We start from the raw sequence: 14,814 nt of genomic DNA, 5'->3' as shown, positions 1-14,814 counted from the left end.
TCACAAAACAGCCATACTCAGCCGGAACATTTTTTCAGAACAGAATAGTCTGCTTTAAACAAGTTTTCAAAAGCCCTGCACACAGATATCCTGGCATTATTTGTTTTTATTATGACAGTACCTGGATCTTTCAAGAAACTATCCAGCGTATCCAGCCCGGCAGACGTTTCCCGGCTGCCGGTAAGATATATAAAAATGCAAAGGGCTGAAACAGATATGCTTGTCTCAAAAATATTGCTTATAACTGTTCTTATCTTTAAGCTCTCTGCCATTTTCAGCAATCTGAAAGAATCTATAAAGCCTCCTATAACCTGCGGTTTGATTATCAAAGCTTTTATGAATTCACCTGAATTTTTTTTAAAAGACATTTTTTTTAAATCAATAAATTCCTTTATTGATTCATCTGCAGCAATTCCTACTCCCGTTTTTTCATAAAACTCCCGGTAAAAGGACGTGTCGTCAAAAGGATCCTCAATGAAATCTATATACTCTTTGTCGATCTTTTTAAAAAATTCTGTCAGTCGGTTTGCCGGCAGGCTCATATTTGAATCAAGTCTTATAGCCATATTTTTCCTATTGCTCTTTTCAATAATATTAATGATTTTTTTTATTGCACTGATTTCGCATTCGGGCGCCTGCCTGCCAATCTTTATTTTAACAGCATCATATATGCCTGATCTGATTTCTTCTTCCAAAACTCCATAATCAATTTGTCTTATATCAGATATCAGCCTGTATAAAGGGATAAAGCTTTCAGCAGAAATATTGTAGTGCCTGATAAAATCAAAGTTTTTTATAAAAATACATAAATATATCATTTCAAAACAATATCTGACTGATGGAAAAATATTCTCCGGATTTTTCATTGGCTCATGTAATTTTATTCTTTCAAGAAAATTCCGGGTAAAGAAAGTCCGGAAATCTTCCATGTCGTACTTTTTTTCTTCAGGCACTTCAATATAAAATCCATGCGGACTGCCAAGCAGCAGTTCTTTTATTTCTGAAATCTGTTTTATACATTCAGAATAACTTTCCCGATGGAAATGAACAAGAGGACTGGATTCACCATAGTATTTAGCTCCCTGTTCCGTTTCAAATTCTACAAGCGCTCCTTTTCTTGAATCAATAAAAGTGCTCTTTAATACAAATCCTTTTTTTAACGGAAGATCGAATGTGAAAACATTTATATTTTTTATTTTTATTATTTTCATATTTTTATATTCCAGGTGACGCAGAAAACAAGCGCGAATATCAGCATTACATGTCCTGTTTTTTCCAAAACAGAAATCAGGACTGCGGGTGTGTGATTTTTTTTATTTGCAGCCATTTTTAAAGGCCTGATAGCAAAAAAGATACTTGTAAGCGATAAAAGAGAAAAGTAATGATTCCTTAAAACAAAAATAACCACAATAAGAAGCAAGTAAGGCATGATCATGCAAAAAATATACTCACAGACAGCAAATCTGTAACCGAATTTTACTGCAAGTGTATTTTTTCCCGCCTCCTTGTCAGTCTTTATGTCTCTCAGATTATTTGCTGATAAAACAGCTACTGAGAAAAAACCGGGTATTAATCCCATAACAATCAGCATGGGGAAAAAAGCAAGAGTCTGTACATAGTATGTCCCCGAGAAAGCTATTATTCCAAAAAACACAAGTACAAATATCTCTCCCAGTCCCATATACCCTATCGGATGCGGACCCGCAGTGTATAAAAATCCACAGATAATTGAAAGAATGCCGACAATCAGTATAGGCAACCCCCCTCTGATAACAAGAAAAATTCCGCAGACTGAAGCAAGAAAAAAAACAATAAAAATGCCGAGAAACATTTCCTTCTTTGTTACAAACCCTGACTGCATTATTCTTAAAGGGCCCACTCTCTTCTGATTGTCGGCACCTTTTATGTAGTCAAACAGATCGTTTGAAAGATTGGTACCTGCCTGAATCAGAACGGCAGTCAGCAAAGTAAGTATTGCTGATGACAAATGCAAGCTAAAGTGTCTGTCATAAAAAGCTGCGCCAAGACCCATCAATACCGGCGCTATGCTGGCAGCAAGGGTTTTGGGCCTTATTCCGAGAATCCATATTTTCAATTTGGAAGATGCCATTTATTTATAATTCGGAAGGAAAATTATTTATTTTTTTAAAATCAGGTTTTCTTTTCTGGATAAATGAATCTCTTCCTTCCTGCGCCTCTTTTGTCTGGTAAAAAAGCATTGTGGCATACCCTGCCAGCTGCTGCAATCCCGTCTGTCCGTCACAATCCGCATTGAGCGCTGCTTTCAGGCATTTAATTGCGGTAGGTGAGTTCTGTAAAATTTCAAAACACCATCTGACTGTCTCTTCTTCCAGATTTTCAAGAGGGACAATTGCATTTACCATACCCATTTCCAGAGCTTCCCTGGCATTGTATTGCCGACATAAAAACCATATCTCTCTTGCTTTTTTCTGACCGACTATTCGGGAAAGATAGTTTGAACCGAAGCCTCCGTCAAAAGACCCTACCTTGGGCCCTGTCTGTCCGAATATTGCATTTTCAGCTGCAATTGTAAGATCGCAGACAAGAGCAAGTATATTGCCTCCTCCTATCGCATAGCCTGCAACCATCGCTATTACCGGTTTGGGACAGGTTCTTATCTGTCTCTGGAGCTCAAGAACGCCAAGACTTTCGGCGCCATCTTTATCCTTATAGCCTGCATTTCCTCTTATTTTCTGATCTCCTCCGGAACAAAAAGCTTTGTCACCTTTTCCGGTCAGAATAATAACTCCGATTGCTTCATCTGCAGTCGCTTCAGCCAGGGATTCCGAAATTTCCCTGATAGTAAGCGGCCTGAAAGCATTTCTTACTTCCGGCCTGTTTATGGTAATTTTTGCTATACCGGAACTCTTTTCAAATATTATATCTTCATAATTGCCGGCACTGATCCATTTGATTTTTTGCATTTCTTATCCTGTTGTAAAAATAATATATTTTATAAAAATATCATAAATAAATTAAATATGAAGTATGCTGATTATTTCCCTCTTTATCTTTTTTCTCAGCCTGTAATCATGTTCATCATTTGTAACCGCTTCTATTATGCACGATTCTTTTTCATTTTGGGCATTTGATCCGGCATCCTCAAATAATTTTATGAAATCATCTCTTGTAAAGGCATAATTATGTTTTATCTTAAAATTTTCAGCTGCTCCTGAAAACCTGTAGTTGTGAGGAGCAATAAAATATTCCTTGAATATCTCACTGCATTCTGAAACCGGAAGAAAATTAAAAATTCCTCCTCCATTGTTATTGATAAGAATTATAATAACCGGAAAACCGCTCTTTTTTATAAGTGACAGGGAATTTATATCGTGAATAAAAGCAATATCCCCGATCACAAGTGTGCATATTTTACGGTTTCCTGCTGCAAAACCCGCAGAGGAAGCTATAATCCCATCAATTCCGCTTGCTCCTCTGTTTGAGCCTACTTTAATATTCAGATCAGTGCTCTCTGCATATAATTCAAAATCTCTTACAGGCATGCTGTTTGAAAGAAACAGGCAGGAATCGTCCGGAAGATTCCTGGATAAAAATCTTGAAATAAAAACTTCGCTTAATTCTGTATCCTCTCCAAGATTTATATCTATTATTCTCTGGGCTTCTTCAGCTTTTTTTTCATAAAAATCTTTAAAATCTTCCTTCTGTTTTAAATCTTTTATTCTTCCGGCCAGATAGTCGCAAAAAATATTTATTTCAGACTCGACTGTCACCACAGGCAGATGCTCGGGATTGTAGCGAACATTGTCATTTTTTACATTTGCAAAAATCTCAGGGCTGTACAATTTAAAGAATTCAAAGAATCTTTTGGAAGTTATTCTGTTCCCGAAATGAATAACTGCCTCAGGTTTTGCATACAGACAGAAATCAGGCTCAAGAATGGCCGTGTCAAAATGTTTTATAATATTGGTCCCGGCTGATTTATTTAATCTCAGGCCTGAGGTTATATCTGCATACACCGGCCATTTTAAAATACGAATAAGTTTCAGCAGTGATTCTCTGTCGCTGTCAGAAGACAGTTTCCCGACAGAAATCAGTCCTCTGTTATTCCCGGAGATCGTCTTCAGGATAATGTCATCAGGATAATGTCTGCAATTTTTTTCTGTCTTTGTATAGCTGCAGTAAGGTGCGTTCTTTCCGGCCCATGAGTTTGCTTCAAGGATATATTTTTTACAAATATCACCTTGCTCATGCGGTAATGGCGCAAGAGGTTCTCTGAACATAAAATTAAGATGTACCGGACCTTTCGGCTCAGACATACTTGAACTTACTGCATTATCAATATTTGAAAGAACAAATGAAGGATTTATGGCATAATCCGGACAGGGCATGTTGAAAAACCATTTTACATATCTTCCGAAAATATTGTCCTGATTTATAGTCTGGTTTGCACCTGTGTCCTGTAATTCAGGCGGTCTGTCCGCAGTCAGAATTATCATCGGTATTTTTGACAGGAATGCTTCTACCACAGAGGGGAAAAGATTGGAAACGGCAGTCCCTGAAGTAACAATTATAACTGCGGGTTTCTGCAGCGCCTGCCCATATCCCAGCGCATAAAAACCACTTCCTCTTTCATCATAAGCAATAATTTTTTGTGCTCTCCTGTTAAAAGCTGCCGCAGAAGCCAGAGGAGTTGATCTGGAACCCGGGGATATGCAGAAAAAATCAATTTCATGTCTTAGAAGTTCTTCTACCGCCAGGCCTGACCAGATCTGATTTAAATTATTATTTTTTATCACCATATAATTAAATGTAAATTTATTTTTTATTTTATTTTTTTATTAAATAATTTTAAAAACGGAGTGATTTTATTTTCAATTTCGTCCCATTCCATTTCGGGCAGAGACTTTTTCACTATGCCGGCACCTGCAAAGACAGACAGGCTTCTGCGGTCAAGGATTCCCGATCTGATAGCAACGGAAAAACATGATTCATCCCTGCTTATCCATCCTATGGGACCTGAGTAAAAGCCTCTGTAAAAATTCTCATATCTTTTTATAAGTTTATGAATATTTCTGAAAGGATACCCGCCTACAGCCGGAGTCGGGTGAAGACTTTTTAGGATTCTGTAATCACTTATATCATCCTTTAAAACACACTCAAACTGGCTCCTTATATGCTGTGCATAGCTTAAGGAAAGTATTTCTTTCTCTCTTGCTATGGTAATGGATTTACATATCTTTTTTAATTCTTTCTTTATATCATTAAAAACAAATCCGAACTCTTCTGAATCTTTTTTGGATGACATCAGCTCATCTGCGTATGATTTTTCCTCCTTCTTGTTTTTTCCCTTAGGAATTGTCCCTGCAATTGCATCACTGACAAGTTTGTTTCTCTCTCTGTGAAACAGCAGTTCCGGGGAACATCCGAAAAATGCATAATTTTCACCTGTCTGAAAATAAAAATCATAAGTTTTTATATTCTGCTTTTTAAGAAAGTTAAATATTATAAAAGGGTCTATAATATTATTTATTTTAAAGATGCTTTTTCTTGCAAGCACTATTTTGCTTATGCTCTCTATCTGAAAAGTTGCTTTGACATTATTTAAGTTCCTTATCCATTTTTCTTTTTCCGGCACATCCAGTCTTTTCTTTAAGAGAAAATCCCCGCTGCTGCAAACGTCTTCACTTTTGTCCAGATTTGAAATTTCTTCTTCAATTTTTTCATAAATCTGACTTTTGCTTATGCCTTTTTCCGGATTATAATAAAAGTTTACTGCCAGTGTTTTACCATTGCTATTTCCTGTCAGTTCCAGAAGTGGCGCTATAAATAAAATATTTCCCATACCATTCCATACAGAATCCATTGAGTCATTCAGGTCAAATGCATGTCCGCCGTAATATCTCGGCTTCTTATCTGAAAGTCCGATTCTGTCAGCAATAGTTTTAATTGCATTCTCAAGCATAGTGTCTTTATCGCTTCCGGTTCCATAATATTTTGGAGGATACGGCATATAATTAATGATATCGCCCACACCTGTCCCGGCATATTCATTTTTATTTCTGTCAGAAAAATAAATTTTCACAAAATTTTTCTGTGCATTATGCCATGACAGAATATCAATATTATCATGCTGCCTTATATCGAATTCAAACCTGAAAAATCTTTCACTCCCTATGTCTGCATCAAGAAAGGCATCTTTGATTTCTTTAAGGATAGTTTTCTTTTCAGGAAAAACATATGCTTTTCCATTTGATTTCATTGTTTTTTCCTTTTGTTTCAAATATTTATTTGAATTTTTAATTAATATATTTTTATATATTCTTCATTTAAATTATTAAAATGTCAAAAATTATGGAAAAATTTATTTTCCTCATATTTTGTCTTAAAATATAGAAATATAACCTTATTTATAATTAAAAATCTGAAACGAAATTTAAAAATTTTTATGTCTTTTAAAACAAAAAAAACGTCGTTTCTTTTTATTTCTTTTTTTATTATGTTCATCGCCGGCTTTTTAATATCTCTGATTACTCCGAAAATTTTAAATGCCGGGCTTTTGATCCAGCACGAAAAAACTGCCGCAGGGGTTAAAAATGATTATTCAAGGCTTATAAGCGATGTTTATTATTTAAACGAATGCAAACCGGGAAAACCAAAGAAAATAAAGATACTGCCGGGTAGCCAGAAAGGATTATATATGACCGGCTACAGCATGGGTAATGAAAATACAAGAAAACATATATATGACATTATTAAAAAAACTGAGTTAAATTCCATTGTTTTCAATGTCAAAGATGATGAAGGATATATTAATTATGAAACAGCAAATGATTTTGCCGTAAAAAGCGGTGCAAAAAATACTCTGTATGACATAAAGAAGATAATATCTGAAATGGATTCGGAAGGGATCTATTCAATCGCCAGAATTGTAGTCTTCAAAGATCCGCTGATTGCAAAAAAATACCCGGAAATGGCTATAAAGGACAGCAGAAACGGCAACCCTTTATATTCTGAAGGTTCATACTGGCCGGATATTTATTGCCGGGATTACTGGGATTATATTATTGAAATAGCTTTGGAGGTTTCAGAACTGGGAGTCGATGAAATCCAGTTTGATTACATCAGGGGGCCGGCAAGAGGTAATATAAAATATGCAGATTATTCTTTTAATAAAGATAATATGCCAAAAAGTGAAGCCATAAGTAATTTTTTAAAAAAAGCAAAGGACGCCCTCACGGAAACAAATGTCAGAATATCCGCAGATGTTTTTGGATTTGCACTGATTGAAAACAACGACCAGGGAATAGGTCAAATGATTCAGGAAATTGCGCCCTACCTGGATTATTTATACCCAATGGTGTATCCGTCGCACTACTCCAAAGGTTTTATAGGCTTTGACAGTCCTGAAAACCACCCTTTTGAAGTTGTAAAATATACCCTTGAAAAAGGAGCCTCAAAAATAAAAGACACCGATTGCTTAATGATTCCCTGGCTTCAGGCTTTCGGACTGGATGTAAAATATACAAAAGCTGATATTCTTTCCCAGATATCAGCTTCGGAATTGCTGGGAATAAACGGATACCTGTTCTGGAATGCCTCAAACAATTACAGAATTGTTGAAGAAGCCCTTATTGAAAGATATGAACTTGAGACTAATCCTGATTAAAACCTGAAAAAATTCATAATATGGAATTATCAGTAAAAGATCAGGTCTCTGATATCAAGTCCTGATACCCTGAAATTGTATTCCTGTTCAATCCTGGGAGCAATATCGGAATCCCATGAAAATTTAAAACCTTCATAATAGTAGCTTGACCAGTCCATGGTTTCTCTGCTGTACAGCAGCGACATGCCCTTATCTGTTGTAAGATTCAAATAATAGTTCCGGTTCAGAAAGGCATCTTCTGTAGTGGGATCTACAGGAATCCAGCCATAACCCGGTAATTTTACTTCAACCCATTCATGGCCTATGTTTATTTCCTTGTCATCTTCAAGAAGAATGATGGTTACCGGAATTCCACCGGCAAGGCGGGCAGGGATCCCGGCAGCACGCAGCATTGCGGTATAAAGAATGGCATAATCAAGACATACGCCTTTTCCTTCTCCCAAAATCTCGGATGCATACATAAAATCATAATTCTTATCGTTGGCCCTGTAAAAATCATATTCAAGAGTCTTTATTACAAAATTATAGATTTTTTTTGCAATTTCATATGGATTTTTTTCATTTCCCACAACTGATGCCGTTTTCTCGATTATCACGGGATTATCGGAATCAATGAAAAAATCATCACCGGTATACAGGTCCATATCAATATCGTCTTCTTCATAATTCAGCATCCCCTTTTCAGGCGGATTATAATAAAATTCAGGCATTTTAACTTCCACTTCAATTGCAGCAGTTATCTCATTTCCGGGTTTTAATTTATCTTCGGTAAATTCAAAATCAGCAAGCAGATTCCAGTCTTCATCATAATAATAACTGATTTCCGCATCATCTCCCCTGATAGTAAAATTATTTATTTTCTGATAAGGAACAATGTTCTGGGGAATACTTATAAAACATCTCAGATTTTCCAGATCCGTCCGGCCTGTATTTTTTAAAACATATTCTATTTCTATTTTAAAATCATGTGTCTTTTTTATGTCTACAGACGGACTAATATCTTTTATGATTATTTCCTTTTTTATATTGTCAGTACTCTTGCCGTCGTCTGTTTCCAGGCTGACCGAATAACTGCCTTCCTTTTTGAATATGACTCCGATTTTCTCACCTGAATCATCCTCAACAATCGAAAAGGAATCCTTCCGGCTGTTCTCTGCGTTTATATCCCATTTTATTTCTATATCCTCACCTTCAGGGTCGAAAGAATCCCTGGCAGAAAAATAAACAGGATTATTTACCTGAAAGACCGGAATTTCTTCACTTCCCAGGTTATCGCCAAGAATATGTATTACAGATTTCGGAGGCCTGTTTTCTGATTCTGTCCCGGACATTCTGTTTTTTAATTCAATTATCACAAGCCCGCTGAAACCATCAACCAGATACCCGTAAAATCCTGATACTGCTATATCATAAGAACTTCCTCTGGTCTTTATGTTAAATGACGGTTTCGGATTACTTTTATCTTCAGTATCAATAATGCTCATCCCTCCGCTGAGATTTGAAACAAAAACATAACTGTCTTCATAATCAATCTCCCATGCCCCTCCGTAAATTTCGCAATTTGAAATTTCTTTCGGATTTTCTTTATCACTGCTGTCTATTATCATTAATCTGCTGTTCCGGTAATTTCCATTTTCAGGATCAATTCCATTGCTTGAAAGAAAAACGAATTCATCCCTGACATAAACAGCCCATGAATTTGAATAAACACTGCATTGTCCTTCAATCCGGGGACTTGACTTATTTTCAATATTTACTATATATAAAATACTGCCGGGATTTTCTGAATCTGATTGTTCTTCTTCTTCAGGAAAAAAATTGGAATTTATATATGCATAGTCATTCTGAACATATACCGCTGCTGTCAAACCGTTAAGCCTTAATTCTCCTTCCAGCTTAGGATTTCCGGGATTTTTGATATTGACTATCTCTAATTTGCTTGCAGGACTTTCATCTCCGTTATCAAAGTTGCTGTTTACATATGCATAATTTTCATACACATAAAGACCCTGCACCGTTTTATCAGTATCTGAGCCTGATATATATTTGCCGGCATATTCAGGATTCGTTTTATCGCTGACGTCGATAATAATAAAACCACATTCCTTTACAGGTCTTTCTGTCTGAATTCCTTTTTCTTCATCATATTCCTTGTATTCGGTATAAGAAATAAAGACATAATCTCCTTTTACAATAACAATATTTGCACTGTTTAACCTGTTTATCTTTCCGGTTATAACGGGATTTGTCTTATCGCTGACGTTTATCACATAAAGCGTCCCGACATCATTTGTCAGATAAGCCCAGTCACCCTGAACTTTTACATCAATCGCCTGTCCGGCAACTTTTATAGTGCTGAGCTTGAAAGCTTCAGGATTAACAAGATCTACCTCTGGTTCCTGCAGGTATTCAGATTCATCTGTTTTTTCTTTTGTTTCTTCGGGACTTTCTGTGACTGTTACGGAAGTTTCAGACTGTCTGTCTATTGCCTGAAAAGGACTACACAAAAGACAGCAGGAAGTTGTAAACAGTAGCAGTGCTGTCAGGACAGCAATAATCAAAATTACAATTTTTTTTAAAATAAGGAACATTTTTTAATATTATTAAAGACTTGATAAAAAATCTGATAAAAAAATAATCCGCATTTTAATCATAGGTTTTATTATAGGATTAAACAGATTAAATTAAAAATTTTAGCTGAGCACAGCATCAAGAAAAGCTTTTGTCCTGGGATGTTTGGAGTTTTCAAATATTTCATCAGCAAGTCCGATTTCTATTATTTTGCCTTCATCCATAAAAATAACATGGGAACCGACTTCTTTTGCAAAACCCATTTCATGAGTAACAACAAGCATTGTCATACCACTTTTTGCAAGATCCTTCATTACATCAAGAACTTCCTTTACAAGCTCAGGATCAAGCGCAGAAGTTACCTCATCAAAAAGTATGGCTTCAGGATTCATCGCAAGAGCACGCGCAATGGCGACCCTCTGCTTCTGTCCGCCGGATAACTGGTTGGGATATGCATCGATTTTATCTTTCAGGCCTACCCTTGTAAGAAGATCTACTCCGATTTTCTTTGCCTGGGCAGGTTTCATTTTCAGTACTTTTTGAAGAGCCAGTGTAACATTTCCGATAACAGTCATATTGGGAAAAAGGTTAAAGCTTTGAAAAACCATCCCTATTCTCTGCCTGACTTTGTTCTTATCGGTTTTTTTACTTGTTATATCTTCTCCGTCAAGGAATATCTGACCCGATGTCGGTTCTTCAAGCAGGTTTATACATCTCAGCAAAGTACTTTTACCGGAACCGCTCGGACCGATTATTACAAGGACATCTCCTTTTTTAACTTCAAGACTTACACCGTTCAAAACATTTATATTTCCAAATTTTTTATGCAGGTCGACTATTTTAATCAAATCAAACATCCCCCTTCTTCATCTTGTTTTCAAGATAGCTGACAAGCCGTGTCAGAGGTACTGTTATCACCAGATACAGCAGCGCAGCAGCAGTTAGTGAAGATGGATTCAGCTTCCAGGTCATCATTTCCTTTGAAACCCTTAGAAGCTCTGAAATAGCAATTACCGATAGCAGGGATGAGTCTTTAATAAGGGCAACAAATTCATTGGTAAGCGGAGGCAGAACCCTCTTCATGGTCTGCGGAATAACTACATAGCGCATTGCCTGGGCATATGACATGCCCAGAGACCTTGCAGCTTCAATCTGGCCTTTATCTATTGATTCTATTCCTGCCCTGAAAATTTCAGAAACATAGGCTCCGCTGTTTATTGAAAGAGCAACTATTCCTGCAGCCGGGGCAGGCAGATTTATCCCTATATACGGTAGCGCATAATAAACAAATATTATCTGCATCAGAAGCGGTGTACCTCTGAAAATATCCACATATATTGTCGCAAGCTGGCTAAGTACCTTTACTTTGGTAACCCTGATTATAGCGGTAAAAAGACCGACCATTATTCCTACCAGCTCCGACGCTGCTGAAAATATTACCGTATAAAGAGCACCTTTTAATAAAAAAGGGAAAACTTCCTTTATAATACTTATCGAAAAGTACTTCTGGGCTAAACCTGCTAAACCCTCCATATTTTTAAACTATTTTTCTCCAAACCATTTTTCATAAATTTCATCGTATGTGCCGTCTTCCATTATCTCTTTCAGAGCTTTATTGACAGCCTTAACAAGTTCAGGCGTATCTTTTGCAAATCCTATACCAAGCTGTTCATCAGTTGCAATATCAAAACCTACTGTCAGGGCATCGTCTTTTGCTGCATATGCATACCCTACATAAGAGTCAGAAACAACACTGTCTACCCTGCCTGCTTTAAGATCTTCAAAAGCAAGAAGAATATCATCGTAAGTCTTAACAGTAACATCTTTTATGTCCTTTGCAACAAGTTCACCTGTTGTTCCTATCTGAACAGCCGCAGTTTTACCTTCAAATTTATCAATTGAATCAATTCCTGAACCTTTTTTTACAGTCACTGACTGATCCGTTTTATAATACGGGTCAGAAAAATCCATTTCCTTTTTTCTGTCATCAGTAATTGTAATCGAAGAAATTACCATATCATACTTGTGTGCAGAAACAGCGGGGAAAAGTCCGTCCCATGCTGCATTCTGGTAATCCAGCTTAAGGCCGAGCTTGTCTGCTATCGCCTGGGTAAGATCAAAATCAAATCCAACTATCTTATCACCCTCTATGTATTCCATAGGCGGCCATGTGCAATCAGACCCGACGGTAAGAACACCGGGCTTGATTGTTTTAAGCTCAGACGATTGTGCTGCAGCCGCACCATCTTCCTGTACTGACACTTTTTTGGTGCATCCGGACATCAAAAGTCCCGTAATTATAAAAAGTACCGCTAAAATAAAAAAAACTTTCTTTTTCATTAATTATTCTCCTGTTAACCTAAATAATTTTCTTGGTATTATATAACAAACTTTTAAAATGTAATAGAAAAAAATTAAATCAGGAGAAAATCAGTAGAATTATCTGGTTTTTCAGATTTAATTTAATTATAGTCAGGCAGATTAAAAAGGGATTAAAAAAAGGGAATTAAAAAAAACATTAAAATTTTTTAATACTATTTTAATAGTCTTTTAATAAAGCAGCTATATTATCAGAATTGATAAAGTTAAAAGATAAATTTATGTGTCTTTAATCTTCTGTTTTTATATGCCTTTATCTTCTGTTTTGATTAATCGGGGATAACCTTATATCCCCGATTAATATTTTATCAAACTAATTTATTTGGAAGACTGTTGAATATTTTTTTATTTATTCGATTCCGTTAAGATGAGATATGCCAAGAACCTTGCTTAATTCAATTACAAAAGCAATTCCTGTGCCCGGTTTGTCCAGATTGACTGAGCTGACAATGCTGTCTAGAACATTTTTTGTTATTTTCTTTTTGACTACCGTCAGTATTATCTCTTTTTCAGGTTCTATCGGAATACCAAGAAGCCTTGCTTTTTCATGAATGCCTGTTCCTCTGCCGAAAATTATCGTTCCGCCTTCAGCACCAGCACTTCTTGTGGCTTCCATTATCTTTTCAGACAGACCTTTTTTCACAATAGTAATAATAAGATCATGTTTATTTTCAAAAATAGTGTATTGGTTGCATGATTTTTCATCATCCATCAATATCTCCTCCTTTTCTTTTAAAAATAATTCCAAAAACCAAAACTGCTATAATCGGGGCAAGTGCGACAATTGATATAAGCCCGAATCCATGCAGAATCGGATCAGCGCCTTCCGTTATTATTGCCGCTCCAAGTGAAATCGATAAAATAAATGTAACTGACATCGGTCCCGTTGCTACTCCTCCGGAATCGAATGCAATAGATGTGAAAGTAGGACCGGCCATAAAGGCAAAGATAAAAGCGAGCAAATAACCGGGTAACAGTATATATGTAAGTGAAATTGCAAATATCGTTTTTGCCATTGCAAGAGCTACCGCAACCGCAACCCCGAAGGAAAGAGTAAGCAGAATATGCTTTTCCCTGATAAATCCGCTCGAACATTTCTCAATTTCGGTGCACAGTATCCTTACACCGGGTTCCATGAAAGTAACAACAAATCCAAGGGCAAACCCTATCGGGATAAGAAGCCAGTTATATGTGCTGCCGCCTATCGTTTTCCCGATAAAATTCCCCACCGGCACAAAGCCTATCTCAACACCCAGAAGAAACAGAATCAGCCCGAAGAAAACCATCACAAAGCCGGTTAAAATACTCAGAAATCTTTTCGCAGATAATTTGAAAACAAAAATCTGAAAAATAATAAAAATAAAAAAAAGAGGAGCAATTGCCAGAAGTATTTCCAGTACAAGGTTTAAAAAACCTGAAAAAGTAAATTCATTCATCTGTATATCACCCCCAGAATCATTACCGAAATTATCGGTCCGACTGCAGCAAGGCCTATATACCCAAATCCTTCAGAAGTTTTTGACCTTCCGCCAAGGGAAGAAACAAATCCCATCCCCAGAGCCATTACGAAAGGGACTGTAAGAGGTCCGGTTACAACCCCGCCTGCATCAAACCCTATTGGAAGATAATTTTTGCTGGTAAAAAATGAAAGGACAAGTATAACCAGATAGCTCGCAAGCAATATGTATATTATAGGTATTTTAAGAAGAACCCTTAAAAATGAAATGAGTATAAATAGTCCGACTCCTATACCGATAAATGATACGAGCAGCAGTTTGTCTATCTGTCCGGATGACACAGTGTTGACATGATTTGAGAGCACAATGATATTAGGTTCAGCAATAGTTATGGCAAATCCTATCAGAAAGCCGAGAAACAAAATAAGGGTTACTGAGCCTTTTAAAGTTATGGCTGAGCCTATCATTTCCCCAACAGGGATCAGTCCTATTTTTAGACCTCTCAGCAAAAGAGTAAGTCCCAGAATTAACATCAGCGCACCAAGCAGAAACCGCAGATACATAGTCCATGGCATTTTTACAAGAGTAAACTGCAAAATCGTCACGATGAAAATTATGGGTCCTATCGTGACGACTATTTCTCTTAAAAATTCCTTTATTTTCGAAAACAAAACAATACTCCTTAAGGTCTTTATCTTTATCAAAATTAAGATTATTTTGTTTTATAACATATTTACTTTCTTTATGTAAGGAAAATAA

At 36.5% G+C, this 14,814-nt stretch carries 13 protein-coding genes; 1 reads left to right on the top strand and 12 read right to left on the bottom strand.

Features of this window, described 5'->3' with window-relative positions; genetic code table 11:
- Nucleotides 1-17 precede the first annotated feature (17 nt).
- The 5 genes from GXZ93_00710 to GXZ93_00690 are packed head-to-tail and all read right to left on the bottom strand — an operon-like array spanning nt 18 to nt 6,241.
- Entirely contained in the window at nt 18-1,211 is a 1,194-nt protein-coding gene (locus tag GXZ93_00710; GenBank protein ID HHT78316.1) for a hypothetical protein, read from the bottom strand.
- Entirely contained in the window at nt 1,208-2,110 is a 903-nt protein-coding gene (locus GXZ93_00705; protein HHT78315.1) for a 1,4-dihydroxy-2-naphthoate polyprenyltransferase, read from the bottom strand. The genes GXZ93_00710 and GXZ93_00705 overlap by 4 nt, the downstream gene beginning before the upstream one ends.
- A 4-nt stretch (nt 2,111-2,114) precedes the next feature.
- Nucleotides 2,115-2,945: a 1,4-dihydroxy-2-naphthoyl-CoA synthase gene (gene menB / locus GXZ93_00700; protein HHT78314.1), complete on the bottom strand. Its 831-nt coding sequence runs from the start codon at nt 2,943-2,945 to the stop codon at nt 2,115-2,117.
- 51 nt (nt 2,946-2,996) lie between these two features.
- Entirely contained in the window at nt 2,997-4,781 is a 1,785-nt protein-coding gene (menD, locus tag GXZ93_00695) for a 2-succinyl-5-enolpyruvyl-6-hydroxy-3-cyclohexene-1-carboxylic-acid synthase (protein ID HHT78313.1), read from the bottom strand.
- A gap of 23 nt (nt 4,782-4,804) precedes the next feature.
- On the bottom strand, nt 4,805-6,241 hold the full coding sequence (locus GXZ93_00690) for an isochorismate synthase (GenBank protein HHT78312.1): 1,437 nt from the start codon (nt 6,239-6,241) through the stop codon (nt 4,805-4,807).
- 297 nt (nt 6,242-6,538) lie between these two features.
- Between GXZ93_00690 and GXZ93_00685 the strand changes: the two genes are divergently transcribed.
- Nucleotides 6,539-7,648 carry a hypothetical protein gene (locus tag GXZ93_00685; protein ID HHT78311.1) on the top strand — a complete coding sequence of 370 codons (1,110 nt, stop codon included), beginning with the start codon at nt 6,539-6,541 and terminating at the stop codon, nt 7,646-7,648.
- 29 nt (nt 7,649-7,677) lie between these two features.
- Here the strand turns inward: GXZ93_00685 and GXZ93_00680 are convergent, their stop codons facing one another.
- The 7 genes from GXZ93_00680 to GXZ93_00650 all read right to left on the bottom strand — a co-directional run bounded on the left by GXZ93_00680 (nt 7,678) and on the right by GXZ93_00650 (nt 14,726).
- Entirely contained in the window at nt 7,678-10,239 is a 2,562-nt protein-coding gene (locus GXZ93_00680) for a hypothetical protein (GenBank protein HHT78310.1), read from the bottom strand.
- A 102-nt stretch (nt 10,240-10,341) separates the two neighbouring features.
- Nucleotides 10,342-11,067, bottom strand: a complete 726-nt coding sequence (locus tag GXZ93_00675; protein ID HHT78309.1) for an amino acid ABC transporter ATP-binding protein — start codon at nt 11,065-11,067, stop codon at nt 10,342-10,344.
- A 1-nt stretch (nt 11,068) separates the two neighbouring features.
- A complete protein-coding gene (locus GXZ93_00670) occupies nt 11,069-11,752 on the bottom strand; it encodes an amino acid ABC transporter permease (GenBank protein HHT78308.1) in 684 nt (227 codons plus the stop codon).
- A gap of 9 nt (nt 11,753-11,761) precedes the next feature.
- The gene (locus GXZ93_00665; protein HHT78307.1) at nt 11,762-12,559 is read right to left on the bottom strand and encodes a basic amino acid ABC transporter substrate-binding protein; all 798 of its coding nucleotides are present in this window, start codon (nt 12,557-12,559) and stop codon (nt 11,762-11,764) included.
- A 388-nt stretch (nt 12,560-12,947) separates the two neighbouring features.
- Nucleotides 12,948-13,310 (bottom strand): P-II family nitrogen regulator, encoded by a 363-nt coding sequence (locus tag GXZ93_00660; GenBank protein ID HHT78306.1) that lies wholly within the window; start codon nt 13,308-13,310, stop codon nt 12,948-12,950.
- A complete protein-coding gene (locus tag GXZ93_00655; protein ID HHT78305.1) occupies nt 13,303-14,034 on the bottom strand; it encodes a DUF1538 domain-containing protein in 732 nt (243 codons plus the stop codon). Before GXZ93_00655 ends, GXZ93_00660 begins: the two co-directional genes overlap by 8 nt.
- A complete protein-coding gene (locus GXZ93_00650) occupies nt 14,031-14,726 on the bottom strand; it encodes a DUF1538 domain-containing protein (GenBank protein ID HHT78304.1) in 696 nt (231 codons plus the stop codon). Before GXZ93_00650 ends, GXZ93_00655 begins: the two co-directional genes overlap by 4 nt.
- Between the last annotated feature and the right edge of the window lie 88 nt (nt 14,727-14,814).

Source organism: Actinomycetota bacterium (genome assembly GCA_012837825.1).
Classification (GTDB): Bacteria; Actinomycetota; Humimicrobiia; order Humimicrobiales; family Humimicrobiaceae; genus Humimicrobium.
The sequence above is the reverse complement of the archived record's forward strand: the minus strand, read 5'-3'. Positions and strand labels throughout refer to the sequence as shown.